20 protein-coding genes are annotated in these 25,159 nt (G+C 59.2%); 14 read left to right on the plus strand and 6 right to left on the minus strand.

What is annotated here, in order from left to right; translation table 11 throughout:
- Nucleotides 1-35: 35 nt before the first annotated feature.
- The 9 genes from ACRZ95_RS06935 (at nucleotide 36) to ACRZ95_RS06975 (ending at nucleotide 11,516) form a co-directional block, all read left to right on the plus strand.
- Nucleotides 36-1,274 (plus strand): TRAP transporter substrate-binding protein, encoded by a 1,239-nt coding sequence (locus ACRZ95_RS06935; protein WP_170380876.1) that lies wholly within the window; start codon nucleotides 36-38, stop codon nucleotides 1,272-1,274.
- A gap of 70 nt (nucleotides 1,275-1,344) precedes the next feature.
- Nucleotides 1,345-2,010, plus strand: a complete 666-nt coding sequence (locus ACRZ95_RS06940; protein ID WP_170555588.1) for a TRAP transporter small permease — start codon at nucleotides 1,345-1,347, stop codon at nucleotides 2,008-2,010.
- Nucleotides 2,010-3,368 (plus strand): TRAP transporter large permease, encoded by a 1,359-nt coding sequence (locus tag ACRZ95_RS06945; RefSeq protein WP_170380872.1) that lies wholly within the window; start codon nucleotides 2,010-2,012, stop codon nucleotides 3,366-3,368. The genes ACRZ95_RS06940 and ACRZ95_RS06945 overlap by 1 nt, the downstream gene beginning before the upstream one ends.
- A gap of 11 nt (nucleotides 3,369-3,379) precedes the next feature.
- Complete coding sequence (locus ACRZ95_RS06950; protein WP_170676972.1) at nucleotides 3,380-4,159, plus strand: IclR family transcriptional regulator; 780 nt, start codon at nucleotides 3,380-3,382, stop codon at nucleotides 4,157-4,159.
- A gap of 455 nt (nucleotides 4,160-4,614) precedes the next feature.
- On the plus strand, nucleotides 4,615-5,496 hold the full coding sequence (locus tag ACRZ95_RS06955) for a LysR family transcriptional regulator (RefSeq protein WP_170676975.1): 882 nt from the start codon (nucleotides 4,615-4,617) through the stop codon (nucleotides 5,494-5,496).
- An 85-nt stretch (nucleotides 5,497-5,581) separates the two neighbouring features.
- Nucleotides 5,582-7,285, plus strand: coding sequence for an NAD(P)H-dependent oxidoreductase subunit E (locus tag ACRZ95_RS06960; RefSeq protein WP_170676977.1), 1,704 nt, complete (start codon nucleotides 5,582-5,584; stop codon nucleotides 7,283-7,285).
- Between the two features lie 14 nt (nucleotides 7,286-7,299).
- Nucleotides 7,300-10,086 carry a formate dehydrogenase subunit alpha gene (gene fdhF / locus ACRZ95_RS06965; RefSeq protein WP_170676979.1) on the plus strand — a complete coding sequence of 929 codons (2,787 nt, stop codon included), beginning with the start codon at nucleotides 7,300-7,302 and terminating at the stop codon, nucleotides 10,084-10,086.
- A gap of 111 nt (nucleotides 10,087-10,197) precedes the next feature.
- On the plus strand, nucleotides 10,198-10,983 hold the full coding sequence (locus ACRZ95_RS06970; protein ID WP_170676981.1) for a cyclase family protein: 786 nt from the start codon (nucleotides 10,198-10,200) through the stop codon (nucleotides 10,981-10,983).
- Entirely contained in the window at nucleotides 10,980-11,516 is a 537-nt protein-coding gene (locus ACRZ95_RS06975) for a thioesterase family protein (protein ID WP_480554719.1), read from the plus strand. Before ACRZ95_RS06970 ends, ACRZ95_RS06975 begins: the two co-directional genes overlap by 4 nt.
- Nucleotides 11,517-11,520: 4 nt before the next feature.
- Here the strand turns inward: ACRZ95_RS06975 and ACRZ95_RS06980 are convergent, their stop codons facing one another.
- From ACRZ95_RS06980 to ACRZ95_RS06995, 4 genes are all read right to left on the minus strand, one after another.
- On the minus strand, nucleotides 11,521-15,600 hold the full coding sequence (locus ACRZ95_RS06980; RefSeq protein ID WP_480554721.1) for a translocation/assembly module TamB domain-containing protein: 4,080 nt from the start codon (nucleotides 15,598-15,600) through the stop codon (nucleotides 11,521-11,523).
- Nucleotides 15,597-17,402 (minus strand): BamA/TamA family outer membrane protein, encoded by a 1,806-nt coding sequence (locus ACRZ95_RS06985; protein WP_170676983.1) that lies wholly within the window; start codon nucleotides 17,400-17,402, stop codon nucleotides 15,597-15,599. The genes ACRZ95_RS06980 and ACRZ95_RS06985 overlap by 4 nt, the downstream gene beginning before the upstream one ends.
- A gap of 253 nt (nucleotides 17,403-17,655) precedes the next feature.
- The gene (locus ACRZ95_RS06990) at nucleotides 17,656-18,642 is read right to left on the minus strand and encodes a glyceraldehyde 3-phosphate dehydrogenase NAD-binding domain-containing protein (protein ID WP_170676986.1); all 987 of its coding nucleotides are present in this window, start codon (nucleotides 18,640-18,642) and stop codon (nucleotides 17,656-17,658) included.
- A gap of 54 nt (nucleotides 18,643-18,696) precedes the next feature.
- Entirely contained in the window at nucleotides 18,697-19,020 is a 324-nt protein-coding gene (locus ACRZ95_RS06995) for a hypothetical protein (RefSeq protein WP_170472050.1), read from the minus strand.
- 210 nt (nucleotides 19,021-19,230) lie between these two features.
- Here ACRZ95_RS06995 and ACRZ95_RS07000 point away from each other — a divergent pair, with 210 nt between their 5' ends.
- Nucleotides 19,231-19,581, plus strand: a complete 351-nt coding sequence (locus ACRZ95_RS07000) for a hypothetical protein (protein WP_170676988.1) — start codon at nucleotides 19,231-19,233, stop codon at nucleotides 19,579-19,581.
- A gap of 6 nt (nucleotides 19,582-19,587) precedes the next feature.
- On the opposite strand, the gene ACRZ95_RS07005 is transcribed toward ACRZ95_RS07000, so the two are convergent.
- Complete coding sequence (locus tag ACRZ95_RS07005) at nucleotides 19,588-20,523, minus strand: 2-hydroxyacid dehydrogenase (protein ID WP_170676990.1); 936 nt, start codon at nucleotides 20,521-20,523, stop codon at nucleotides 19,588-19,590.
- 126 nt (nucleotides 20,524-20,649) lie between these two features.
- On the opposite strand from ACRZ95_RS07005, the gene ACRZ95_RS07010 reads away from it, so the two are divergent.
- The 4 genes from ACRZ95_RS07010 to ACRZ95_RS07025 all read left to right on the plus strand — a co-directional run bounded on the left by ACRZ95_RS07010 (nucleotide 20,650) and on the right by ACRZ95_RS07025 (nucleotide 24,362).
- Nucleotides 20,650-21,885 carry an acyl-CoA dehydrogenase family protein gene (locus ACRZ95_RS07010; protein WP_170676992.1) on the plus strand — a complete coding sequence of 412 codons (1,236 nt, stop codon included), beginning with the start codon at nucleotides 20,650-20,652 and terminating at the stop codon, nucleotides 21,883-21,885.
- A gap of 8 nt (nucleotides 21,886-21,893) precedes the next feature.
- Nucleotides 21,894-22,697: a thioesterase family protein gene (locus ACRZ95_RS07015; RefSeq protein WP_170676994.1), complete on the plus strand. Its 804-nt coding sequence runs from the start codon at nucleotides 21,894-21,896 to the stop codon at nucleotides 22,695-22,697.
- Between the two features lie 73 nt (nucleotides 22,698-22,770).
- Nucleotides 22,771-23,418 carry a DUF1007 family protein gene (locus ACRZ95_RS07020; protein WP_170677298.1) on the plus strand — a complete coding sequence of 216 codons (648 nt, stop codon included), beginning with the start codon at nucleotides 22,771-22,773 and terminating at the stop codon, nucleotides 23,416-23,418.
- The gene (locus tag ACRZ95_RS07025) at nucleotides 23,403-24,362 is read left to right on the plus strand and encodes a HoxN/HupN/NixA family nickel/cobalt transporter (protein ID WP_170676996.1); all 960 of its coding nucleotides are present in this window, start codon (nucleotides 23,403-23,405) and stop codon (nucleotides 24,360-24,362) included. Before ACRZ95_RS07020 ends, ACRZ95_RS07025 begins: the two co-directional genes overlap by 16 nt.
- Nucleotides 24,363-24,368: 6 nt before the next feature.
- On the opposite strand, the gene truA is transcribed toward ACRZ95_RS07025, so the two are convergent.
- Nucleotides 24,369-25,133 (minus strand): tRNA pseudouridine(38-40) synthase TruA, encoded by a 765-nt coding sequence (gene truA, locus ACRZ95_RS07030; RefSeq protein WP_170676998.1) that lies wholly within the window; start codon nucleotides 25,131-25,133, stop codon nucleotides 24,369-24,371.
- Between the last annotated feature and the right edge of the window lie 26 nt (nucleotides 25,134-25,159).

A 25,159-nucleotide genomic window follows, 5' to 3' on the forward strand; every position in this document is an offset into this window, starting at 1 on the left:
AAACGTCTCAATAATTGCGATCAGGGAGGTAAGCAATGGAGATCGGTAAGAAACTAAGTGGTATTTCGCGGCGGGATTTCTTCCGCGTGGCGGGCCGTTACGGTATGAGTTCGACTCTGCTGGCAGCCGGCGGGTTTGGTGGAGCGATGAGCTTAGCCAACCTGGCGCAAGCCGCTGAATCCACATACGAAAAGCGGTTCTCAAAAGAACCCAAGCACACGCTGAAGTTTGGCGCTTCAGGCTTCAACACTCGCAACCTTCTGATCGAACGTGCCGGGGCCATCGAGTTCGCGCGTGATCTGGAAGAACGCACAGATGGTGAGATTCGGATCGAGTTCATCGGCGACAATCAGATCTGCGGACAACTTAGCTGTGTTGAAAAAACCCAGCAGGGAATCGTCGATATCTACGCCGCCTCGACCCAAAACTCGGCTGGTGGCGCGCCTTATCTGAACGTGTTGGACTACGCCTATATGTTCCCGAGCCGCGCGGCGCAGTACCATTTCTTCTATAGCCCCGCGAGCCAGCGCATTCTCCGCGACCCCCTGGAGAAACGGCATGGGCTGAAGTTCCTGTTTACCCATTGCGAACTGCGCGGCCTGCAAATGGGCTCGACCTTTGCGGACAAGCCCACAGTAACCAAACTGGAAGAGCTGTTCGGCACCAAGAACCGCGTGACCGGCACGCAGTTGGGCCGGATTGCGATGCAGCTCTTGAACCTGAACCCGGTTCCGGTGGCTTGGGAAGAGACACTGGACGCTCTGAAAACAGGCCTGATTGACGGGGCTGAAACTTGGGCCTCTGCGGTGGCTTACGCCAATATGGCGCCGGTGGTCTCGCAATCGGTGAACCTGAAGTTCTTCTGCGGCACCGAGCACACCTCAATGTCGGCCAAGGTCTTCGATAGCCTCGGAGGCGAGTTGCAAGACGCAGTGATGGAGTCTTCCTACTTCACTCAGGCGTTGATCCAAGGTGCGAATGAGGCTGCGTTGTTGAACACAGTTGGCTTCTCAGAGCCGCAGCTTCCCAACACGATCTTTGCCGAAAACGGTGTCCGCCCGGCCTTCTTGCCGGACGATCAGATCAAGCTGGCCGAAGAGATGTGCGCTCCGAACTATAATCCTGAGCCTTGGGCGCAGTGGCGTGAACGCCTGAATAAATGGGCTGGCGGCATCGATACGTATCAGGAAATCTACGACATCGCGCGTGAAATTCCGGCCGATACCCTGCCGGAAAATGTCGAGCCGCGCCGTTGGTGGATGGGCCAAGCCTGATAAGCTGATGTGAACCGGCCCTCAAACGGGCCGGTTCCAAAAAAACACACCGACTGGGAGGACGGGGTACATGTCGTTATGGGCAGACATAGGCGCGATCTTCAGCGCCTTTCTCAGCCAGGATTCGTTCGAGATTCAATCCGCTCTGGAATCTGACGCTGCTTGGGTTCTGGGTGCAGTTGCCTCCGCACTTGGCGGGCTTCTGGTCATGCTGATCTATCGAAAGGTGCCCTTCATAGAACGCCATCTTGAACGATCGGTGATGGTTTATTCCTATCTTGCTATTGCACTAATCATCTTCTGGGGTGTGATCGACCGCTTCGTGTTTAACGACCAAGAGCCATGGTCAACGACCATTCCACCCCTGCTATTTATGGTCATGGCGTGGTTCGGGGCGTCTTACAACGTACGCCTTCGCACGCATCTGAGTTTCAGTGAATTCCGCACCGCGATGCCGAGGGCAGGGCAACTCACTTGCCTCATCCTTGATGCGGTTCTGTGGTTTATTTTCGCGGTGATCGTGATTGTCACCACAACCCGACTGGTCGCCCTGTCTGCGTCAAATTTCCAGATCGTACTGGGTACCGACAACGTCATGCAGTGGTGGTTTCTTTTGGCTGCACCGCTGTCTTTCTTCTTGATGGTTGGACGCGTGTTTCAAAACCTCGCGGATGATCTGCACAATTGGAAAACAGGCGAGCCGCTCATCAAGCAGGCCGTGATCGGAGCAGACTAATGACAGATGGAACCATGGTCACACTGATCTCGCTTGGGGTCACTTTTCTATTCATGCTGGGCGTACCGGTTCTGCTGGTCATCGGCTACTGGGTCATCGGTTGTTCGTTTGTCCTTGGCTTGACGCTCGACAATATGGGCGCCGAGTTGCTGAATGTATTCAACAAAGGTTTCGCCTTGCTGGCGATGCCGCTGTTCATCCTGACAGGAGACTTGATCAACAAATCCGGCATCGCGAGGCGGCTCAGCGACTTCGCCTATGCCTGTCTGGGCTGGATACGCGGCGGATTGGCAATGGCCTCTTTGGGGGCGTGTGGCTTGTTCGCCGCTATCTCGGGCTCGAACTCGGCCACGACGGCCACCATTGGGTCCATGCTGCACCCGGAGATGGTCAAGGGCGGTTACGATGAGCGGTTCAGCGCGGCCACTGCGGCGGCGGGGGGCACGGTGGGGATCATCATTCCGCCGTCGATTATTTTCATCGTCTATGGGTTCCTGATGAACCTGCCGATTTCGGAGCTGTTCGTCGCGGGTATCCTGCCCGGTGCGTTGATGGTTTTTGGTATGCAGTTTGCCTGCTGGATCATCTGTCGAATGAACGGCTGGGGGCATCTGATCCCACTACAACTGAATCGGGTGCTGAAAACCGCGTTCGGCGCATGGCTGGGTTTCTTCGCCATCGGGCTTGTTCTGTGGGGTATCTATACGGGAAAATTCTCCCCGACCGAAGCGGCTGGCGTGACCGTTGGTTTCTGTGTGATCGCCGGGTTGGTCAGCTATCCGATCAACCGGATCATGGGCGCACGAAACGATATTCCGCCGACGGAAAAAAGCTATGCCGAGATGTTCGTGGTCGAAGGTTTTACGATCCCCGAGATCCCCTCAATTGTCATCCGGTCAGCCCAGATCACAGGCATCCTCGCACCGCTAATCGCAATTTCAGTGGTGATGCAGCAAATCCTGTCGCTGCTGGGCGCACAAGAAACCATCGGGAATTTTGTAACCTCAATGGGGGGCTACCACGCGGTTCTGTTTACCTCGATGGTGATCGTCTTCTTCTCGGGGATGGTGCTGGAAAGCCTGCCCGTGACGATCATCCTTGCGCCGATACTCGCGCCAATTGCGGCCTCGGTTGGGATAGATCCGATCCATTTCTCGGTAATCTTCCTGGTGGGCGCGTCTATCGGCTTTATCACTCCGCCCTACGGTTTGAACCTCTATGTGGCATCGGGAGTGACCGGCGTACCCTATTTCCGGCTTTTGCGATACACGGTGCCCTATCTGGTGGCTTTGCTGTCGGTATGGATCTTGGTGTCGCTTGTGCCAGATCTGGCCTTGATCCTGCTGCCAAATAACTAGAATGTTGCGGGATGGCCGAGACGGAAACACAAGACAAAGAAACTCAGATCCCGACCAACCTGCGCCTACTTCTCATCCTTGAAGAGGTGGCGCGGCGCGGGGTCGCCGTCAAACCATCGGACCTAATCGAGACATTGGGACTGGCGAAGCCCACAATCCACCGTCTGCTGCAAACCGCAGAGGCCGAGGGTTTTCTGCAACGAGATCTGGATGGCCGCTCGTTTGGTCCTGGGCGCCGGCTACGGTCGCTTTCGGTCAATACCATGTCTGCCGAACACTTGCGCACTGCGCGTTTGGCAATCTTGCGCAGCGTCGCCGAAAACGTGGGTGAGACCTGCAACTTAGCCATTCCAGACCGGGAAGGGATGATCTACCTCGACCGGGTTGAAACGAAATGGCCGCTGCGCATCCAATTGCCAATCGGTACTCAGGTGCCCTTCCACTGCACAGCTAGCGGCAAAATGTACCTGTCTACCCTTCGTCAGAAGACCTTGGATGGGTTTCTCTCCGCAGGAAATTTACAACCTCAGACCGAACAATCCCTGACGAACCCTAATGCACTACGCGAGGAAATCTGCAGAATCGCTGAAAACGGTTACGCGACAGATGATGAGGAATTCATGGCTGGAATGACGGCCATCGCTGTGCCTATTCGTGATGGTCAAGGTAGATTGGTAGGCACACTTTCGGTACATGCCCCAACCCAACGCCACGACGTCAACAGCCTGCTGTCCTTTCTGAACATCCTGCAAAAAGGAGCAGGCGAGCTTTCGGAAATGCTAGCTAACTGAATTCTGCTCGTGACCATGATCAGAGCTTTCGCCCAATCAGAAAAAAATGATCTTTTTGAGCTGGCTGAAATTGCGAGCGTGTTTGACGCTCTCCCAAGGGATCGTGCGATCTCGGCGAAGGGTTGGTTGAATCGGAAGCGAATGTCTGTGCATCGGGGAATGCTCGCTCGCGAATCAGATGGCAAGCCGTCATAGCCAGTGTCACGTTCCCATTTGCTTGGCACGGCTAGGACGAAGAGTTGGTCTCGAAATCCGAAAACGGTCGTTCAAGTACAAAGTGGGAAGGTCGGCAAAGTCCGTTTCTCTGACATTCAGGTACCATCTCGGGGAGTTTGCCTGCTAGTATTTTGCCTTGCATAGTCGCGCTACGCTGAGATTCCCGTCGTATTACGCGTTTCTGCGCATTGAAAACCCCGCTAGTATTGTTTGTAGCCTGCCGTCCGAGAAACCCTTCCATGATCGAAATCCGAGACCTCCAACTCCTCAGTGCCCTCGCGCGGCATCGGCATTTTGCCAAAGCGGCTGAGGAATGCGGGATTTCCCAGCCTGCCTTCTCGATGCGCATCCGCAATCTTGAAGACCGGCTGGGTGTCTCGATTGTCCGGCGTGCCAACCGGTTTCAGGGTCTGACCGAAGAGGGTGAGATGATCGTCCTGCGCGCGCGGCGCATTCTAGATGATGCCAAGGCGCTGGAGCAGCAGGTGCAGGCCGCAAAGGGTGAGATCACCGGAACGTTGATGCTGGGTGTGATCCCGACCGCCATCGCCTTTACCGGACGACTGACGAAACATTTGCGTAAAGCGCATCCGCGGATCGTAACCCGGATCGAGACCATGTCGGCCTCGGCCATTCAGCATCGGCTGGACGAAGGCAGCCTGGATGCGGGCGTGACCTACGGCGACAGTATCGGCACCGATTTGCGGCAGGTGCAGCCTCTTTACGAGGAAACCTATGTCCTACTGGCCCCTGCGCATATGGTCGAGGACACCGGCCCGATCCCTTGGGCCAAGGTCGCTGATTTCCCCCTCAGCCTGCTGGTTCCGCAGATGCAGAACCGGCGTATTCTGGATCGGATCTTTCTGGATCAGGGGCTGCACCCGGATGTGGTGGCCGAAACCAGCGGCTTTACCGCCTCGATGGTGATGGCACGTGAGGGGTTGGCGGCCACTGTGGTTCCGCGTGTTCTGCTGCGATCTCTGGGCGATCTGAAGGGGGCCAAAGTGCTGCCCTTGATTGACCCCGTGGTCAGCAAACCGATTTGCCTGGCGACCCTGATCCGAGATCCGGAATTGCCAACGGTCGAGGCCCTGAGGGCGGTTGTGACGTCTTTGCGGTGATAAGGTGTCGTTATCGTGCGATTGTGTAAGACGATTTGACGATATCCTCCTCTGATGAGACACGGAGCCTCAATCGGAGGGCATCATGGCACCATTAGATACCAAGCCATCAGGCGCACCCAAGGGCGTTTGGAAGTCAGGTAAAGGCAAAGGGCGGCACACGCCCAAAGGCCGTCAGTTTACAGATGAGGCACAGGCGGAGATTGCGCGCCTGTTGGGGGATCGCCCGCGCCGCCGCGATCTGCTGATCGAATTTCTGCATTTGATTCAGGATGCGCACGGCCATATCAGCGCCGACCACATCGCCGCCTTGGCGGTTGAAATGCGCATCGGTCAGGCAGAGATCTATGAAACTGCGACCTTCTATGCCCATTTCGATGTGGTGAAAGAAGGCGAGACGCCTCCTCCGGTGTTGACGATCCGTGTCTGCGATTCTCTGTCTTGTGAGATGGCCGGTGCGCAGCAATTGCAAAAAGCGCTAGAAGATGGGCTGGACCCCGCCGAGGTTCGTGTTGTCCGCGCCCCTTGCATGGGCCGCTGTGACACCGCTCCGGTGCTTGAGATTGGCCACAACCACATCGACCACGCGACCCCCGAAAAGGTGCAGGCCGCAATTGCAGCGGGTGACACCCATGCGCATCTGCCTGACTATGAAACCTTCGCTACCTATGAGGCCGAAGGTGGCTACGCCAAGCTGAAAGAGCTGCGCGACGGCGGCGATTGGGAGAAGGTGCAGGAAGACGTTCTGTCCTCGGGCCTGCGCGGTCTGGGCGGTGCTGGCTTCCCGTCGGGCAAGAAATGGGGCTTTGTTCGCATGAATGAAGGTCCGCGCTATCTGGCTGTCAACGGCGATGAGGGCGAGCCCGGCACATTCAAAGACCGCTACTATCTTGAGCGCACGCCGCATGTGTTCCTGGAAGGCATGCTCATCGCAGCATGGGCGGGTGAGGCCGAGACCTGCTTTATCTACATGCGCGACGAATACCCGGCCGTTCTTGAAATCCTGCGCCGTGAAATCGCCGCGCTGGAGCAGGCCGGAATTGTCGAAGAAGGTTACATCGACCTGCGCCGGGGAGCTGGTGCCTACATCTGCGGTGAAGAATCCGCGATGATCGAGTCAATCGAAGGCAAGAAGGGCCTGCCACGCCACCGCCCTCCGTTCGTGGCGCAGGTTGGGGTCTTCAATCGTCCAACTTTGGTGCACAATGTCGAGACGCTGTATTGGGTCTCGAAAATCTGCCGCGAAGGGCCGCAAATCCTGAGTTCGGTCGAAAAGAATGGCCGCAAGGGCCTGCGCAGCTACTCGATCTCGGGTCGCGTTGCGAAGCCGGGTGTTTACCTGCTGCCCGCTGGCTCGACCATTTTGGACGTGATTCAGGCTGCCGGTGGCATGGCCGAAGGTCAGACCTTTAAGGCGTATCAGCCGGGTGGTCCGTCCTCGGGCCTGCTGCCTGCGTCGATGGATGATATCCCGCTGGATTTCGACACGCTGCAACCGCATGGCACCTTTATCGGCTCGGCCGCCGTGGTGGTTCTTTCCGATCAGGACACCGCTCGCGACGCGGCGCTGAACATGCTGCGGTTCTTCGAAGACGAGAGCTGCGGTCAATGTACGCCCTGTCGTGCCGGCTGCGAAAAGGCGGTCAAGCTGATGCAAGCCGACAAGTGGGACACCGATCTGCTGGAAGATCTGTGTCAGGTCATGGGTGATGCTTCGATCTGCGGTCTGGGGCAGGCGGCCCCGAACCCGATCCGCCTTGTCATGAAACATTTCGCTGACGAAATCTGAAGGGAGACAGAGCCATGCTAGACGCAAGCCCAACCAAGACCGTCACCTTCAACCTGAACGGCGAAGATGTCACAGTGCCCGAAGGCTGGACCATCTGGGAAGCCGCCAAGGGCCAGGGGTTCACCATCCCGCATCTGTGCCACAAACCGCAGCCGGGTTATCGCCCGGACGGCAACTGCCGCGCCTGTATGGTCGAGGTGGAAGGCGAGCGCACGCTGGTCGCCTCGTGTATTCGCCCCGCCGCAGACGGTATGGTGGTGAAGACCGACAGCGACCGGGCTGAGAAATCGCGTGCCATGGTTATGGAACTGCTGGTCGCCGATCAGCCGGAAGAGGCGCACGACACCTCCAGCCATTTCTGGGACATGGCCAAGCTGAACGATGTCAGCGACAGCCGTTTCCCGGCGAAAGAGGCCGAGAAGATCCCTTTGCTGGATGACAGCCACGTCGCGATGCGCGTCAATCTGGACGCCTGCATCAACTGTAACCTCTGCGTCCGCGCCTGCCGCGAAGTGCAGGTGAATGACGTGATCGGCATGGCCGGTCGTGGTCATACAGCGCAGGTGGTGTTCGACCAGAACGACCCGATGGGCGATTCAACCTGTGTGGCCTGTGGTGAGTGCGTTCAGGCTTGCCCCACCGGCGCGCTGATGCCCGCCACCGTGCTGGACGACCAGCAGAAGGGCGACAGCAAGGACTACGACTCTGAGACCGAAAGCGTCTGCCCGTTCTGCGGTGTGGGCTGCAAAGTCTCGCTAAAGGTCAAGGACGGCAGGGTCAAATATGTCGAGGGCATCAACGGTCCCGCCAACGAAGGCCGTTTGTGTGTCAAAGGCCGTTTTGGTTTCGACTATATCCACCACCCGCACCGCCTGACCACGCCGTTGATCCGTCGTGAGGACGCGCCCGAAAAGGGTCTGAACGTCGATCCGGGCAACCTGTCGACCCATTTCCGCGAAGCGACCTGGGAAGAGGCGATGGATCTGGCCGCCACCAAGCTGATGGCACTGCGCGAAGAAGACCCGCGCAGCGTTGCAGGCTTTGGCTCGGCCAAATGCACCAACGAAGAAGCCTACCTGTTCCAGAAGTTCATCCGTCAGGGCTTCCGCCACAATAACGTCGATCACTGCACCCGTCTGTGCCACGCCTCGTCGGTTGCGGCCCTGATCGAGAACGTGGGCTCGGGCGCGGTGACCGCGACCTTCAACGAGATCGAAAACGCGGATGTGGCGATCATCATCGGCTCGAACCCGATCGAGAACCACCCCGTTGCGGCGACTTATTTCAAGCAGTTCGCCAAACGCGGCGGCAAGCTGATCGTGATGGACCCGCGCGGCGTCGGCATGCGCAAGTTCGCCGACGAAATGCTGCAGTTCCGTCCAGGCGCCGATGTCTCGATGCTCAACGCGATCATGAACGTGATCGTCGAGGAAGAGCTCTATGACAGCCAGTATATCCACCGCTGGACCGAGAACTGGGAAGCTGAGAAAGAGCATCTGCGCCAGTTCACGCCCGAAGCAATGTCGCCCATATGTGGTATCGAGCCTGAGCAGCTGCGCCGCGTCGCGCGCACCTTTGCGCAGGCCAAGGCGGGTTTGATCTTCTGGGGTATGGGCGTTAGCCAGCACATCCACGGCACTGACAACTCTCGTTGCCTGATCAGTCTTGCGCTGATGACCGGCAATGTGGGTAAACCCGGTGCTGGTCTGCACCCGCTGCGGGGTCAGAATAACGTGCAGGGGGCCTCAGACGCGGGTCTGATCCCGATGTTCCTGCCGGACTACCAGTCGGTCATGGACGATGACATCCGCGCCAAGTTCAACAATGTGTGGAATGACGACCGTGACTTCTCGAACGAGAAGGGCCTGACCGTCACCGAGATCATTGACCAAGCCTATGCGGGCAACATCAAGGGGATGTATATCCAGGGCGAAAACCCGGCCATGTCCGACCCCGATGTTGGCCACGCCCGCGACGCTCTGGCCAAGTTGGAGCTGATGATTGTGCAGGATATCTTCCTCACGGAAACGGCGAACTATGCCGATATCATCCTGCCTGCCTCGGCGCTCTATGAGAAGAACGGCACCGTGTCGAACACCAACCGTCAGGTCCAGCGTGTGCGTCCGGCCGTGACCCCTCCGGGTGAGGCGCGGGAGGATTGGAAGATCACCGTTGAGCTTGGGCAGCGCATTGGGCTGAACTGGGACTACACCGACGTGTCGCAGGTGTTCAACGAGATGAAGTTGACGATGAACTCGCTCAACAACATCACGTGGGAGCGTCTGGAAACCGAGACCATCACCTATCCGTCCCTGTCCGAGACAGACCCGGGTCAGGCGATCGTTTTCGGCGATGGCTTCCCACGTGCGGACGGCAAGGCCCGTTTCACTCCGGCCAGCGTCATACCGCCGGATGAGGCCCCGGATGACGAGTATCCGATGATCGCCACCACCGGCCGTCAGCTGGAGCATTGGCACACTGGGTCGATGACACGTCGCGCCAAGGTATTGGACGCGGTTGAGCCTGAGGCGAACTGCTCGATGAATCCGCGGACGCTGAAACTGATGGGGATTGAACCGGGCGAGATGATCCGCTTGACCACGCGTCGTGGCTCCATCGAGATCATGGTGCGCGCCGACCGTGCGATTGCCGAAGATATGGTGTTCATCCCGTTTGCCTATGTCGAGGCTGCGGCGAATATCCTGACCAACTCGGCCATCGACCCCTATGGCAAAATCCCCGAGTTCAAGTTCTCGGCAATCCGGGTCGAAAAGATCGAAGACGCCATCGCGGCAGAGTAAACTCCGTTCCAGACGCTCGGAAAAGGCGGCCCATTGGGTCGCCTTTTTCGCGTCTTGACAGCGGCTTACACGCGGCCAACCCTGTCACCGTCATTCATGATGGAGTTGCCGATGCCCCGCCGTTTCGTCGATTTGTCCGTTCCGCTGGAAACCGGGATCGTGTCGGACCCGCCGATCATGCTGCCTGAGATCGAGTACATGACCCATGACCAGACTGCAGAGCAGGTCATGTCGTTCTTTCCCGGCCTGCAAAAGGATGACCTACCTGGCGGAGAGGGTTGGGCTATCGAGCGATTGCAAATCGCGACCCATAACGGGACCCATCTAGACGCGCCCTATCATCATCATTCCACAATGGACAAAGGTGAGCGGGCGATCACCATCGATGAGGTGCCGCTGGAGTGGTGCATGAATCCCGGCGTTAAACTAGATTTTCGCGATTTCGAGGATGGTTACGTGGTCACAGCAGCGGATGTCGAAGCCGAGCTGAAACGGATCGGCCATACGCTGAAACCGTTGGATATCGTGGTCGTCAACACCTCTGCCGGGACGCAATATGGCCAGCCCGACTATCTGATGAAGGGCTGCGGTATGGGGCGCGAAGCAACCCTTTATCTGACCGAACGCGGCGTACGCGTCACAGGCACGGATGCCTGGAGTTGGGACGCGCCCTTCCCGTTGACCGCACAGGAATATGCTGAAACCAAAGATGCCTCGATCATCTGGGAGGGGCACCGCGCCTCGATGGAGATCGGCTATTGCCACATGGAGAAGCTAGCCAATCTCGAAACTTTGCCCGCGACGGGGTTTGAGATTTCTTGTTTTCCCTTCAAGATCAAAGGCGCGTCGGCCGGGTTCATCCGCGCCGTCGCGATCTTTGAGGACCCCGAGGAGTGAAAATCACAAAGATGTCGCAAGATACACAACCCCTTGGCGGCCATGATGGTCCGTATGATGCACCGATCGAAATCCACGGCTTTGCCTTGCAGCCGGACTGGATCGACTACAACGGGCATATGAACGTCGGCTATTATGGCGTGGCGTTCGACATGGCCTTTGAACGTTTGCTGGTCGATCATCTGGGTCTGGGTGAGCCACAGGTCGCCGCGATGGGGCAGGGGCCTTATGTGCTGCAGTCGCATATGCAGTTCCTGCGTGAGGTCACTCCGGACATGACGATCCACTTTCGGTTTCGGCTGTTGGATGCAGATCAGAAACGAGGGCACTATTTCGGGCAGATGGTCTCAATGCCGGATGAAAAGGTGTGTGCCACGCAAGAGGTGCTGTTCATGAATGTCAGCCACGAGACGGGGCGGTCTGCGCCTTATGCGGATTGGGCGGTCAGGCGGCTGGCGCGGATGGTCTCCGATCACAAGGCGCTTCCTCTGGCACCGGAAATCGGCCAACCGATTGGTATTCGCCGAAAGTAGCCTTTTAGTAGTCGCGCTCGAAAAACAGCCCGATCCCGGTTTCTCCGCGCCCATCAACAGTGCCCCGGACAGTGAAGCTGTCCGTGACGTCCAGGTTCAGGTTCACCTCGGTATCGCCGTCTGTGTTGACGGTGAAGTCCGTGTAAAGATTGTCCCCAAGATATGCTCCTGCTCCAAAGCGACCCGCGCCGCCTTCGGTCGCACCGATATCCACCGTGTCAACACCGGTCGAGTCCCGCAGGCCCTTGGTCGCATCGCCGCCGGCCCCGCTAAGTTGTGCCAGAGAGGCCGCCATCTGTGCGATGACAAAAGGTGAGAGTTCCGAGAACCTGTTGCCAAACAACAGCATGGCCAGCGCCTCTTCGGTCGGGCGTTCGGGATCTGAGAAAACATTGACTTCGGGCGAATCCAGAGGCCCGGCGATCTCGATCGTGGCGGTTCCGTCAGAAGTGCTGCTCGAAGATTCGAACTCGATATAGGGCGTCAGGTCCCCTTGCAGCGTGACGATCCCTTTGGTCAGGGTTAGCCTGCGCCCCAGAATGTCCAGATTACCGCGCAGCAGTTCGATCTGGCCCGAAGGGACAACCGATGTTGTGGTGCCACCGATTGAGATGTTCCCACCCAGTTCCGCGTTCACGCCGCGCCCTCTTACAAAGACGGCTTTTGGGGCCAGCAGACTGATATCCAGCGCAATGCGCGAGTTGCTTTTGCTTTGCTCTTCCTTGGGGATCAGTTGCGCCCGTTCGCGGGTGACATAGCCCAGGCGGCTTTCGTTGATATGCTGTATTTCGGGGATCGGAGCTGCGCCGACGGCGCCCGATGCGGCGGCGAGGTTGATGTTAGTTTCACCAAATGTGATCTGCCCCGCCAGGTTGCTATTGCCTGTCAGAGCGCCCGCCAGCACGATCTGACCGTTCAGCGTGGTCTCGTAGAGCAGCTGGTCGGTCAGCACGAGGTTGTTCAACGTCGTTGTGATCTGCGCGTTAAACGGCGGGGTCAGGTCGACGGGTCCGCTGACGGTGAACCCCCCACCCGCGCGCATAGCCCCGTTCATCGATATCGTGGCGCGGCCTTGGGCCAGATCGACCGACCCGCCAATCCCAGTGATCGTTTGCCCTGCAGTCGGTATCGCAAAGGACGTGCCCGAGGTTGTGATCGTCCCCGACAGAGCCTCCAGCCCGGGTTGACCCTTGAGCGCCAGGTTGTATCGGGCTGAGCCTTCAATCTTGTTAGGCGTGATGAATGCATTGGCGATACCCAGATTGATCCCACCTTGGGCAGTTACATCTGCCAGACCCGTACCCTCATCGAACGTTCCGGACAGCTCGGTGCTGAGATCCGCGGGGCCTGTCGCGTTTGAGGAGATCGTCCAGACTCCATTGTCGCGTTTCGCAGTGCCTTCGGCCGTCACTGTGCCGGGGAAGTCCGGTACAAAGCGTTCGATCCGGTTGAACTTGGCGTCGTAGTCCAGATCTGCCGAGCCATCCGTCTCAACCGTTCCGGCAACGTTCAGATATGAGCTGTCAGGTCCTTGCAAACGTGTAGTGCCTTCGAGCCCCGACTGAGTAGGCGCGACGTTGCCATCCAATTTCAAAGGACCAGACAACGTAGTGGATAGGCGGCTGAGGTCATCCAACATCGCCGAAAAGTTCAGCCCGCCTGATTCACGATCAAGCTGGCCCGAGGCATTGGCTGTGAGTGCGGTCCCGTTCAGCCGGAACGTGCGGATGTTCATGCCTGCGTCGGTGTTTGCAGCATCCACATTCAGAGTCGTGCGACCCGAGATCAGTGCATCCAATTGGTCGATCCCAGTGCGGATGTCATTGGCCTCGGCCGTGCCCTGCACATCGAACAGCTTGCTGCCCATCGCGCCTTTGCCTTGCAGATCCGCCATCACAGACCCCGCCAGGTCGCGCCCGGCAAGGCCAGAGAACAGCGATAGGTCCGGCACGCTCGCCTTGGCTTGTCCGTCGACGGCCAAATCGCCGGTGGGATCTGTGATCGTCGCAGCGGCTTCGGCCGTCAGAGCGCGCCCGTTGATCGTGGCCTGACGAATCTCGATCTGCTCTTGCGACAGTGCACCATCGAACTCGATTGAGGTCTGACCAGCCAGAAGCGGATCCAAATCATCCATCCCTGTCTTGATATCCCGCGCCGTCACGCTGGCCGTGCCGTCAAACTCCAGCGTCTGGACTGTGCCTTTGCCGTTCAGACTGGCCTGCACCGACCCACCCAGATCTCGCTTGGCGAGACCCGAGAAAACGGACAAATCGCGCGCGCTGACCGTTGCTTGCCCGTCAATGGACAGGTTCCCATCGGGTGTCGTCACGGTGCCTGCCGCCTGTGCCCGGGCGGCATCTGCGATCAATGTGAAGTCCCGGATTGTCACGCCGTCCGAGCCGCGTTTTGCGTCCAGTGTGATCGTGGTCTCGCCCGCAATCACCGGATCGATGTCGTCTCGACCCGTGGACAGATCGCTGCCTTTGACGGTGACTTTCCCGTCAAAACTGCGCTCCAGCGGAGAGCCGCTGCCTGCCACGGTGGCCGAGACTTCTCCGCCGAGGTCAAGCTTGGCCAGATCCGAGAACCGCGAAAGGTCGGAGGCGTCAAGCTTCGCCGAACCGTCGATGTTCAGGCCGCTGGTCAGCCCGCTGATCAGCGCGTCGAGATCAAGTGTGTAGTCCGCCCCGATCAACTCAAACCCGGATAGGTTCAGCGTCTCGTCGCTGCCATATTCAAACACGCCGTCCAGCGTGATCCGGTCGCCAATCGCGGTGTTCAGGGCGGGGTCGGACAGATCCAGACCGTCAAGCGCGGCTTGCAGATCACCATCCACGCTTAGGGCATCCCCCTGTTCCAATCTCCCTTGAGCCGCAATTTGTGCGCGCCGCAGGCTGATCTGGTCTGTGGTCAGCCCATTGGCTGTCAGGCTCAGGTCCCACAGATTGCCGTTCTGCTGGTCGAACAGGGCCGAGATTTGCGCGGCCTCAATCGACGTCCCGCCGCCCGAGACGGGCAGGACCACCTTGTCGCCCTCAGGTGGGGTAATGCGACCCTGCAGAGCGGCCAGTTGCAAGGTGCCGCCCGAGGCTAGCTCTAACTGACCTTCCAGTTTCAGCGCCTGAGACGTGAATTCCAGATCACTGATGTTCAGCGCGCCTTCCGGCTGGGTCTGGCCATCGACAAAAAGTCGCGTTTCGGTGCCAAAGAATACATCCATATCGCTGGCGACAAAGGGCGTCAGGTCACCGCCCAGATCGGCGGTGAACGCGATCCCATCCGCTGCACCGCTTTCGGCGGCACGCAGACGCACCTGACCCGACACACGCGGCTGGTTGCCACTGCTCAGGCTGATATCTGCGGTGAAGTCCGTCACCGGGCCAGAGCCTTTGGCCGTCAAACCAATAGGTGGGCTGTCGGGGATTTTCAACGCGGTTGAGATGAGGCCGCCCGAGGCCTCGACAACGCTCAAATCCAGGTCAATTTGGCTACTGGAATTCTGGAAACTGGCTTTGAGGGTGATTTCGTCTCCGGCACGGTCCAGACGGGTGATGTCGAGGCTGGTATCCAATGTTCCATCAGCCAGCGACAGGTTGCCGGTGACGTTCAGGTCAGCGGCGACGCCGATCAAGGGCTCGCCCAAGGCCAGCTCATCAATCCGAAGCTCTCCGATTTCGATGGCAACGGGCAGTTCGGGCAGCTGGAACGGTGTGGTCTCGGCCGAAGGGGGCGGGGCCTCCTTGGTCGTGGTGCCAGGGGCACGGGCGATGTCGATTTCCTGTGCGGTCAACGCGTTGACCGAGAACCGCCCCCGGATCAGCGCCAGACGGTTCCAGTCTAGTTCCGCATCCCTGATGGTCAGCCAGACGCCTTCATCATCGGCCACCGTGATCTCGGCAATGGTGGCGCGGGAGCTCAGCGCGCCTTGCAGACCTTTGACGGTGACGTTCTGGTCATCCCCCGACAGCGTATCCTGCAGGAACCGCTCGATCATGCTGCCGCCTACGTCCTCTTGGGCGTGCAGGGCTGGGGGCACACAGATCAGCGTGCCGATCAGCAGCGGATATGCGAGGTAGCGTTTCAAAATGCCTGTCCAATCCCGATATAGAATTGCAGCCCGTTGCCGGTATCGCCCTGAACCGGGTAGGCCAGATCGAAGCGTAGTGGTCCGAATCCCCCCAGATCATAGCGCACACCCAGACCGGCACCGGCGTGATTCTCTGCATCGCTGCCAATGAACGAAGATGTATCCACGGTACCGTAGTCGTAGAACCCGACCAGCGACAGGCTTTCGGTGATTTTGCCGCGTACCTCGCCGGAAAAGCCCAGAAACGATTTGCCGCCTGCGATGCCGGTTCCCACCGGAATACCGAGGCTTTCAAACGGCTGCCCGCGTACGGTTCCCGCGCCGCCCGAGAAGAACAGGAAGTCCGGCGTTACCCCATCCGCTGATGGGCCAATGACAGACCCGATTTGAACGCGCCCGGCCAAGACCAGTTTTCCGCCAGTACCCAGACTGGTGTAGGCCCGTCCGTCTCCGAAGAGGCGAATGCCACTTTCGGTTCCGGAGAGCCCGGCGAAGGGGGTGGCCTGCGCGTCCAGATAAAACCCGCGTGTCGCACTGATCTTGCTATCGCGCTCGTCCCATTCTGACCGAAAGGGGATTATGAAGTATCGGAATTTTCGCCCATCTCCGTAGGCGTCATCGGCATCGGACCACTGAAAACCGACAGACGCTTCGGCATAGAGCCTGTCTGAAAACGTGCGCCGCGCACCATAGGCCAGTGAGGCGACGGTGACGTTGTAGTTTTCCGTGTTGCGTCGCTCTAGCAGAGCGTTCCAGAACGTATTGTCGTCGGGTCCTAGTCGGTCGGGTTGGTCCAGTCTTAAACCGATCCGCCCGTCCAAATCCTCGGCCCCGCCAATGTTGCGCAGGGCGGCTTCAAATCGTAGCCGCTCGGCCCGGCGAAAAACGTTACGGTGAGTCCATGTGGCCGTCACATCCAACCCATCGCGAGAGGCCAGTTCGACCCCGAAGGTCAGGCGGCGTTTGGGCAGGTCTTCGAAGGTGGCATCGAAATCCAGTGTGCCGTCGGGGTTGGGGGTTTCGCGCTCTGTAATCGAGACAACGCTGAAGGTACCGGTCCGGCGCAGGCGCGTCCCGACTTTCTGGATTTTGGCGGGAGAGTAGACCTCACCGCTTGGGAAGCCTGCGATATCTTCGATGGAACGGTGTTTGACGTCAGTGTTGCCCTTGATGAACATTCTGCCGAAAGTCAGGCGACGCCCCGGGTCCAGATCAATCTGTGCGTCCAGTTGGGCCTGCGCATGGCGGGCGATGATGGTTTGGTTCGCAAGTTCTGCCTTTGCGTGACCAGCGTCTCTCCACCCCTGCACCCCGGCCGAGGTTGCCTGTTGGATTGCCCCTGTAGTGGCCAGTTTGCCCGGCGCGAACTCTTCCGGCAGGACGGTGTCCGGGGCGACGGGCTGTACGATTGCCTTTCCGAACCGAAAGCTTGGGCCAGTTTCGACGGTGATCACGGCGCGGTTAATTTGTGCGGGAACGCTCAGGGTACTGAGGTCTGCCGCTTCTTTGCCGTCCAGTTTGATACTGACCACGGGGCTGAAATAGCCCTCGTCGTACAGAATCTGAACAATGGTGCGGTAGTCGGACAGGGCAGCTGAGAGGATTTCCAGAGGTGTGTCCAGACCACGGGAGTCGGCGGTCGTGACGGACGAAGTCTCCTCAATGCGTTCTCTTAACTCTTTTGAGGCCCCTGGTGCGACAAGACTGGTTTCAAGGGCCATAAGGCCGGTTGGGGCCAAAGCTGTCATAGCGGCCAAAAGCCAACCCGTCAGACGGCGTTGCGGTCTGCTGCCCTGCATCAAATGGCTCCAACTGCCTCAACTCGAATACTATTCGACCGCGCTGTCGGATCGCGGTCGATTAAATTCATGTTAGAGCATTTGAGGCCGTTCAGGAAAAGGCTTTTGATGTGTGGCTAGTGAATAAGGTCCGCAGTTGTGTTGCGTCAGGGTCGACGGCTTGGGGCGGTTCCCGCCCGGTTTGGTCGCATCATAGATGCACCCAACCCGGTTGGGCCAGGCAGCGCGCGGGGCGCGCTGCGGTTGCGACGGGTCAGGCGGCGGTCATCAAACGGGCGACGTCCAGCATACGCGCGGAGAAGCCCCATTCATTGTCGTACCAGCCAAAGACGCGGACCTGGTTCGCGCCGACCATGCGGGTCTCTGGCCCGGCGATGACCAGCGACTCGGGGCGGGCGCGCAGATCGGAGGAGACCAGCGGCATATCGGTCCACCCCAGAACCGGCGACGCGTTGATGCGATCGCGCAGGGCCTTGTCGAAGGTCTCTGCGTCAAAGCTGTGGTCCAGTGTGACGATTAGATCGATGGCCGAAACACTGGCCGTTGGCACCCGTACCGCCGCGCCTGAGATGCGCCCGGCCAAATGCGGTAGTACGACATCGATCAAGTGAATCGCGCTTGACGTGGTTGGGACCATCGACAGCGCACCTGCGCGCGAGCGGGCAAGGTCACCGCGCGGGGCATCCACCATCGGTTGGCTGTTAGTATAGCAGTGGATCGTCGTCATGTGGCCCGTGGTGATCCCGCCGATGTCATCCAGAACCCGGACCAGAGGCGCCAGCCCGTTGGTGGTGCAGGACGCGTTCGAGACGACATGAGCGCCGCCCAATTGATCCTCATTGGCGCCAAGGACCACGGTCACCTCGGCGGCGGGAGAGGGGCCGGAGATCAGCACTTTGCCCGCCCCGGCGGCCAATCCGCGTCGTGCCACGTCGGATGTCCGCGCGATGCCGGTGCAGTCCAGCAGGACATCCACGCCAGACAGGTCGATATTTGCAAGATCCGAGCTGTGGGTCATGGGGATGGCCTGCCCATCCACGACCAGTGCGCTGTTTCCCTCAGAGACCTCTCCGACATAGGGGCCGAAGGTGCTGTCGTATTTGAACAGGTAAGCACAGGTTGCCAGCGGTGCGATGTCGTTGATCAGCACCAACTCAATATCCGATCCTTGCGGCAAGGCCAGAACCTGCCGCAGGATCGTGCGGCCAATACGGCCGAATCCATTGATCGCGAGTTTCATGCGCAAGCTATGGCAGGCGTCTTAGGCGACCTCAATGAAAGTATTGTACCAATTTCAGTTGCAGCTAACCTGCGAGAAAAACTGGCCCGAGATGTTCTGATACATGCTGGCCACGATGGGCCTGCAGCCGGTGGCCTGCTGAATTGCAGCAATGGCCTGCAGGGTCCGCAGGCGCGGTGGTGGGCCAAACGGGTTGAGGTTGTTGTTGTCCCGCGTGGCGCGGTAGATCACCGGCTCTTCGGCGACTTGGGTCACCGCCCATGTGCGGCTGAGAACCACGACGGACTTGGTCTCTTCCTTGGCGATGGCAGGGGCGCTTGGCGCGACGGTCAAAGTGGCAACCGCGGCCAGGGCCAAAAGGGGCAGGCGCAGGGTCATAATGCAAACTCCTACATTCAAATGAGAATTTCCCTGATTTCACCAGATTTAGTCGCTGCTGTGAACCCTTTCGGGTCAAATTCGCAGAACCTTTGCGCGTTTCAGGCGCTCAATTTTGATTTTCTGAAGGTGCAACCGCTCGGGGCTTGGCCCGGCCCGCGCTGGGGTATATCCTTGAGGACAAATTGATTTCAGTCATGTGAGGCACAGATGAAAGCCCGGATTTCTTTGGTTTTGGCAGCTGTAATTCTGACGGTTGGGGCGGTTCAGGCCAAGCCTTTGTCACGGATTATTGCGGAAATGGGCCTCAGCCCGCAGGATTTCGAAGTGCTCAGCGCGGCCTCGACCGCGTTGTTGACCAGCGGCGCTCCGGCCGTTGGGCAAGAGCGAGCATGGACCAATGACGCGACCGGTTCGAAAGGCACCGTGCGTATCGCTGCGGTACAGGGGAATTGTGTTTCGTTACAGCATTCCGTTGAACCGGGCGGAGATGAGCAGAACCGGCAGATTCGAACGCGCAGGTGCAAGGACGCCAGTGGGAACTGGTTGCTGACGCCCTGATTCGCTTCAATAGCCCCTGCCTCGGTCGATCTCATGCAGCAGCGGCTGGCCCGAGGATAGCCGTTCGAAATTCCTGGCCACATCTGCAAGCGCATCCCCCAGATGCCAGCCCGAGACATGGGGCGTGATCGTCACGCAAGGATGCTGCCAAAGAGGACTGTCCTGCGGTAAAGGCTCCTGAGAAGTGACATCCAGAACGGCATGGCCGGGTGTGCCTGCGTCCAATGCAACGATCAATGCGGTCTCGTCAATCAGATCGCCGCGCCCTGCGTTCAGCAGATAGCTGCCGGGCTTCATCGCCGCTAATATGTCGGCACCAAACAGTCCAACGGTTTGCGGGGTCGAGGGTAGAATGGCGCAGACGTAGTCACACTGACCAAGCAGTTCGGGCAGGGCATCTTGACCGTGTAGGCAGGTCACGCCGTCAATTTGCTTGGGTGACCGGCTCCATCCCATGACCTGAAAGCCAAGGCCGTTCAGCATGAGGGCCGTGCGCGTACCGATAGTGCCAAGACCCAGTACACCGACCTTTGTGTCTGACGTGATGCGCGGCGCTTTTGGCGACCATTCAGACTGGCGCTGGGCGGCTTCGTAGTCTCCCAAATGGCGCTGGGCGCGGAGGATATGGGCCAGAAACCACTCGGCGATTTCTTGTGCCGGGGCGTCTGGCCTCAGGCGTGCGACGCGGATATGATCGGACAATTTTGGGTTGCCTACGATGGTTTCCACGCCAGCGCCCAGTTTCTGCACCAGTTTGAGGTTGGGCAGGCGCTCAAGATGCGCATCCTGTAGCGTGCTGACCGCCACCATGGTGATTTCGGTCGGATCTCCGATCGTGTCCGGGGTGCGGACATCAGCGTCGGGCGACTGGTGCAGGACCTCTTTGGCCAAATCCGCATCGCTGATCCAGTTGGACAGGCCGGTTTCGATCAAAAGTGCCATGGGTGCCTCATGTATTGGAAATAGATGGAGGTGACGTTCCGTCACGGAACTGGACAGGGTCCGGGCAGCTAAGCCATTCTTCAGGCGAAGGTAAAGCCCGAACCGATGGGCAACGGAGGAGCGTTCATGAACATGTCATTCGGCTTGCGCGAGGAAAACCGCGCCCTTTTGCAGCGCGTCGCAGATATGATTCGCGATGAGATCATGCCGCTGGAAGAGGAATATCAGGTCGAAATCGGCAAGGGAGACCGTTGGCAGTACACCGACCGTCAGGCGGAAATTCTTGAGGGGTTGAAAGCCAAGGCCAAAGCGGACGGGCTGTGGAACTTTTGGCTGACCGACAGCGAAAAAGGTTTTGGTCTCACAACGGTCGAATACGCTTATTTTGCCGAAGAGATGGGCAAGACGCCCCTTGGGGCCGAGGTATTCAACTGCTCGGCCCCCGACACCGGAAACATGGAGGTGTTCGAGCGTTACGGCACCGAGAAGATGAAAGAGCAGTGGCTGAAGCCTCTGCTCGAAGGCCAGATTCGCTCGGCCTATTTGATGACCGAGCCGGACGTGGCCTCTTCTGACGCGACAAATGTGTCAATGTCCTGTGTGCGAGACGGGGATGACTATGTTCTCAATGGTGAGAAATGGTGGTCCTCGGGTGCGGGCGATCCACGCTGTAAGGTTTACATCGTGATGGTCAAAACAGGGGGCGCGGATCAGGCGAAGCATCAGCGCCAGTCCATGGTTGTGGTGCCAGCTGATGCACCAGGGATCGAGGTCCTGCGGCCGATGGAAGTCTATGGCCACGACGATGCACCCCATGGGCATATGCACATCCGGTTCACCAACGTCCGCATCCCCGCCGAAAACATCCTGCTTGGTGAAGGGCGCGGGTTCGAAATCGCGCAAGGTCGGTTGGGACCGGGTCGCATTCACCACTGCATGCGCGCGATCGGGCAGGCCGAAAGCGCGCTTGAGCAGATGTGCAAACGGTCGCTGCAGCGTGAGGCGTTCGGCAAGAAGCTGGCGCAGCTTGGGGCCAATTACGACATCATCGCCGAATGCCGGATGGAGATTGAAATGGCCCGCCTGCTGTGCCTGAAAGCAGCGTGGTACATGGATCAGGGTGACGCGCGGGCGGCGGCGCCATGGATCAGCCAGATCAAGGTGATCGCGCCTCAAGTCGCGCTGAAAGTGATTGACGAAGCGGTGCAGATGTTCGGGGCGCAGGGGATCAGTCAGGATACCCCGCTGGCCAATGCCTGGACCCATGTCCGCACATTGCGCCTCGCCGATGGGCCGGACGCGGTTCATCGCCGTCAGGTCGCGCGTGCGGAGCTTAGGAAATACACTCAGGAGAAGGTCTGACGCCCAGGATGGCTACCTATGATTTCGAAGATCTCTCCTATTTTCATCAGCGAGAGGACGGGGCTTTTGTCGGCAATGATCCGGCGCGCGGTCCCTGGTCGGCGGAGCATTGTCACGCAGGGCCGGTGAGCGGCCTGATCGTACGCGCGGCTGAAACCGAGATCGGGCCCGAGAAGATGCTGACTCGCTTGACCGTTGATCTGCTGCGCCCTTTGCCCCTTGCCGGGCTGCGCGTGGCGGCTGAGACCACGCGCCATACCAGAACGCTCGGGACCACACGAGTGACGGTGCATGATCTGGACGACACCCTGTGCGCAACCGCAACCACGATGCATGTGGTGCGCCGGGACTTGGGCGATGTGCCCAATGTCGAAACGCGGCCATTGCGGTTCGAAGATGCGGTCGAAGGCCCTTTCCCGATCGGAGAGGTGCGCCATGACCTGCCCGGTTTCGCACATTTTAGCGATATCAGATACGGGGCGGGGGACAGGCACGGAGTAGGGCCGAAAACCGTGTGGATGCGGACCCCGAACCTGTTGGAGGGCGAGGTGCAATCCCCCATCCAATCGCTCTGTGCCTTGGGGGATTGCGGCAATGGAATCTCATGGAATGCCCCAACGGCTGAGATGGGGTTCATGAACACCGATCTGACCATCAACATCCACCGGGAGCCCACCTCGGACTGGTTGGCCTCTCAATCCATTTCGCATTGGCAGCCCTCGGGGATCGGGATGTCTCAGTCGGTGCTGCATGATAGGCAGGGACCCGTTGGGACAGCCCTGCAAACGATCGTTCTTTTCCCGCCCAAGTGATCGGTCGGCCAGTTTCTGCATCGAGACCGTAAATCGCATTGCCGATGCGTACTTCGACGCCTATCTTGCCCTTATGCGATGGTTGTTCCCATTCTTGACCTGCTGCCTACCGATCCCGGCCTTGGCCCACCCACATGTCTTTATTGACACGGGGTTGGAGTTCATCGTGGACGAAGCCGGACAACTAACCCATGTCCGCGTGACCTGGGCCTATGATGAGCTGTTCTCCCTGCTACAGTTGGAGGACATGAGGTTGGATCAGGATGGCGACGGCGCGCTGACCGAAAGTGAGCAGCAGTTCCTGACCGGTTTTGATGCGCAATGGATGGAAGGCTACAACGGCGATCTGGTTGTGACCGCTGCCGGTGCCCCGGTTGCCTTGTCCGGCCCCTTGGAGCCGCATGCCACGACCGAGGATGGTCGCATCGTCACCACTCATCTGCGCGCCGTCGAGGGCGGTTCTGTCCCGGCCGAAGCGATTTCGGCAAAGGCCTTCGATGAAACCTATTACACCGCCTACGACGTCACCCGCCCTGTCATCGTGTCCGGCCCGGCAACTTGTCTGCTCGAACGGATTGATCCGGATATCGACGGCCAATTGGCGCAGATGCAGGCCTTTCTGCTGACCCTCGATGCAGAATACGATCTTGAGGAAAACGATATCCCGCTTGTCGGCGAAAGCTTTGCGACCGAGATTTTGATTTCATGTCCAAATACCTGATTGTTCCCGTTGCCATCGCCTGTGGCCTGCTTTTGTGGTTCTGGGGCAGCGGCGGGTTTGACAGCCTTGCTGCCTGGGCGGCTGGCGAACAGCGAGAATTTCAGAATCAGATCGCGCGTGCCCTTCGGGCGGCCCGAGCCGAACAACCTCAGGCCGTGGCAACTCTGCTGACAGTTTGTTTCGCCTACGGGTTCTTTCATGCCATTGGTCCGGGGCACGGCAAGGTCCTGATCGGAGGCTACGGTCTGGGCCGTCAGGTCGCCTTCTGGCGCTTGTCGGCGATCAGCGTGCTGTCGAGCCTCGGGCAGGCCGTAACAGCAGTTGTTCTGGTCTATGCTGGGGTGCTGATTTTCCAGTTGTCACGTGAGACGCTTGTGGGCACGACCGAGCAGGTTATGGCGCCGATTAGTTATGCTGCCATCGCGGCCATTGGTTTGTGGCTGGTTTTTCGCGGGATGCGCAGCTTCGCGCGACGGTCCCGCAGCGATGCCGCGCAGGGGAATTCTCACGAGCATGGGCATCACCACAACCACCACCATGAGGAACACGAGCACCACCATCATCACCATGATGACGTTTGCTCGGATTGCGGCCATCGCCATGGCCCTAGCGCGGAAGAGGTCGCCAATGTCGGGTCACTGCGTGAGGCGCTCGTGCTGATCGCGGGCATCGCTGCGCGCCCCTGTACTGGGGCATTGTTCGTGCTGATCCTGACCTGGCAGATGGGAATCGCCATGGTCGGAATTGCCGGAGCTTTCGCGATGGCGCTGGGCACCGCGACTGTCACAACGCTGGTCGGCTGGACGTCCTTTGGCCTGCGGGGTGGGTTGCTTGCCTCGGCCTCGGCCACCCGATTTGCGTCGATACTGGCCCCGACCATCGAACTGGTGGCAGGGCTTGTGATTGTCGTGATTGCAAGCGGTCTGTTGTTGCGCGCGATTTAAAGCGATCTAGAAAACCGGATCAGGATAGCCAACCCGCGCCAGATACAGCCCTTGCGGCGGGCAAACCGGCCCGCAGGCGGCGCGATCTTCGGCCTCTAGCGCGTCGCGCACATCCTCGGGCGACCACGTCCCCGCGCCAACACGTTCAAGCGTTCCCACAAAGCTGCGCACCTGATTGTGCAGGAATGACCGAGCGCGCACGTGAAAATGCACCTCGGGGCCAGAGAAGCCCTGCACCTGCTCCACCCGCAACTCATCCAGAGTTTTCACCGGACTAGCCGCCTGACAGATTGAGGATCGGAAAGTGGTGAAATCATGCCGCCCGATCAACATATTCGCGCCCGCCTGCATAGCCTCGACATCCAACTGATGGTTGATCTGCCAAACCTGCCCTTTGTCATGGGTCGCAGGCGCGCGGCGTATTAGAATGCGGAACAGGTATTGACGTTCAGCCGCCGTAAAACGCGCGTGCCAGTCATCATCGACCCGAGCAGCCTGTACAATCGCCACCGGCTGCGGCTTGAGGTGATAGTTCAACGCCTCGGACAGGCGGAACGGATCCCACTCCTTGACCAGATCGCAATGCGCCACTTGCCCCAGCGCATGCACACCCGCATCGGTGCGCCCTGCGGCAGCAATGGTGTGATCGCCCGGCTGGATGCGGGATAGGGCGTGCTCAATGGCCCCTTGCACCGAGGGCAGCTCTTTCTGGCGTTGCCATCCGGCAAACGGCTCCCCTTGGTATTCGACTTTCAAAGCATATCTGGGCATGGGCCGCTGGTAGCGCGCGACGCGCA

This window comes from Ruegeria sp. AI3 (assembly GCF_056541245.1).

Excerpts from the sequence above, each read along its gene's own strand:
- ACRZ95_RS06940 (WP_170555588.1), top strand. The coding sequence starts at position 1,345 with ATGTCGTTATGGGCAGACATAGGCGCGATCTTCAGCGCCTTTCTCAGC.
- ACRZ95_RS06990 (WP_170676986.1), bottom strand. The coding sequence starts at position 18,642 with ATGAAACTCGCGATCAATGGATTCGGCCGTATTGGCCGCACGATCCTG.
- ACRZ95_RS07015 (WP_170676994.1), top strand. The coding sequence starts at position 21,894 with ATGGCTACCTATGATTTCGAAGATCTCTCCTATTTTCATCAGCGAGAG.
- fdhF (WP_170676979.1), top strand. The coding sequence starts at position 7,300 with ATGCTAGACGCAAGCCCAACCAAGACCGTCACCTTCAACCTGAACGGC.
- ACRZ95_RS07005 (WP_170676990.1), bottom strand. The coding sequence starts at position 20,523 with ATGGCACTTTTGATCGAAACCGGCCTGTCCAACTGGATCAGCGATGCG.
- ACRZ95_RS06935 (WP_170380876.1), top strand. The coding sequence starts at position 36 with ATGGAGATCGGTAAGAAACTAAGTGGTATTTCGCGGCGGGATTTCTTC.
- ACRZ95_RS06945 (WP_170380872.1), top strand. The coding sequence starts at position 2,010 with ATGACAGATGGAACCATGGTCACACTGATCTCGCTTGGGGTCACTTTT.
- truA (WP_170676998.1), bottom strand. The coding sequence starts at position 25,133 with ATGCCCAGATATGCTTTGAAAGTCGAATACCAAGGGGAGCCGTTTGCC.
- ACRZ95_RS07020 (WP_170677298.1), top strand. The coding sequence starts at position 22,771 with ATGCGATGGTTGTTCCCATTCTTGACCTGCTGCCTACCGATCCCGGCC.
- ACRZ95_RS06985 (WP_170676983.1), bottom strand. The coding sequence starts at position 17,402 with ATGCAGGGCAGCAGACCGCAACGCCGTCTGACGGGTTGGCTTTTGGCC.
- ACRZ95_RS06950 (WP_170676972.1), top strand. The coding sequence starts at position 3,380 with ATGGCCGAGACGGAAACACAAGACAAAGAAACTCAGATCCCGACCAAC.
- ACRZ95_RS06995 (WP_170472050.1), bottom strand. The coding sequence starts at position 19,020 with ATGACCCTGCGCCTGCCCCTTTTGGCCCTGGCCGCGGTTGCCACTTTG.
- ACRZ95_RS06960 (WP_170676977.1), top strand. The coding sequence starts at position 5,582 with ATGGCACCATTAGATACCAAGCCATCAGGCGCACCCAAGGGCGTTTGG.
- ACRZ95_RS07025 (WP_170676996.1), top strand. The coding sequence starts at position 23,403 with ATGTCCAAATACCTGATTGTTCCCGTTGCCATCGCCTGTGGCCTGCTT.
- ACRZ95_RS07000 (WP_170676988.1), top strand. The coding sequence starts at position 19,231 with ATGAAAGCCCGGATTTCTTTGGTTTTGGCAGCTGTAATTCTGACGGTT.
- ACRZ95_RS07010 (WP_170676992.1), top strand. The coding sequence starts at position 20,650 with ATGAACATGTCATTCGGCTTGCGCGAGGAAAACCGCGCCCTTTTGCAG.
- ACRZ95_RS06970 (WP_170676981.1), top strand. The coding sequence starts at position 10,198 with ATGCCCCGCCGTTTCGTCGATTTGTCCGTTCCGCTGGAAACCGGGATC.
- ACRZ95_RS06955 (WP_170676975.1), top strand. The coding sequence starts at position 4,615 with ATGATCGAAATCCGAGACCTCCAACTCCTCAGTGCCCTCGCGCGGCAT.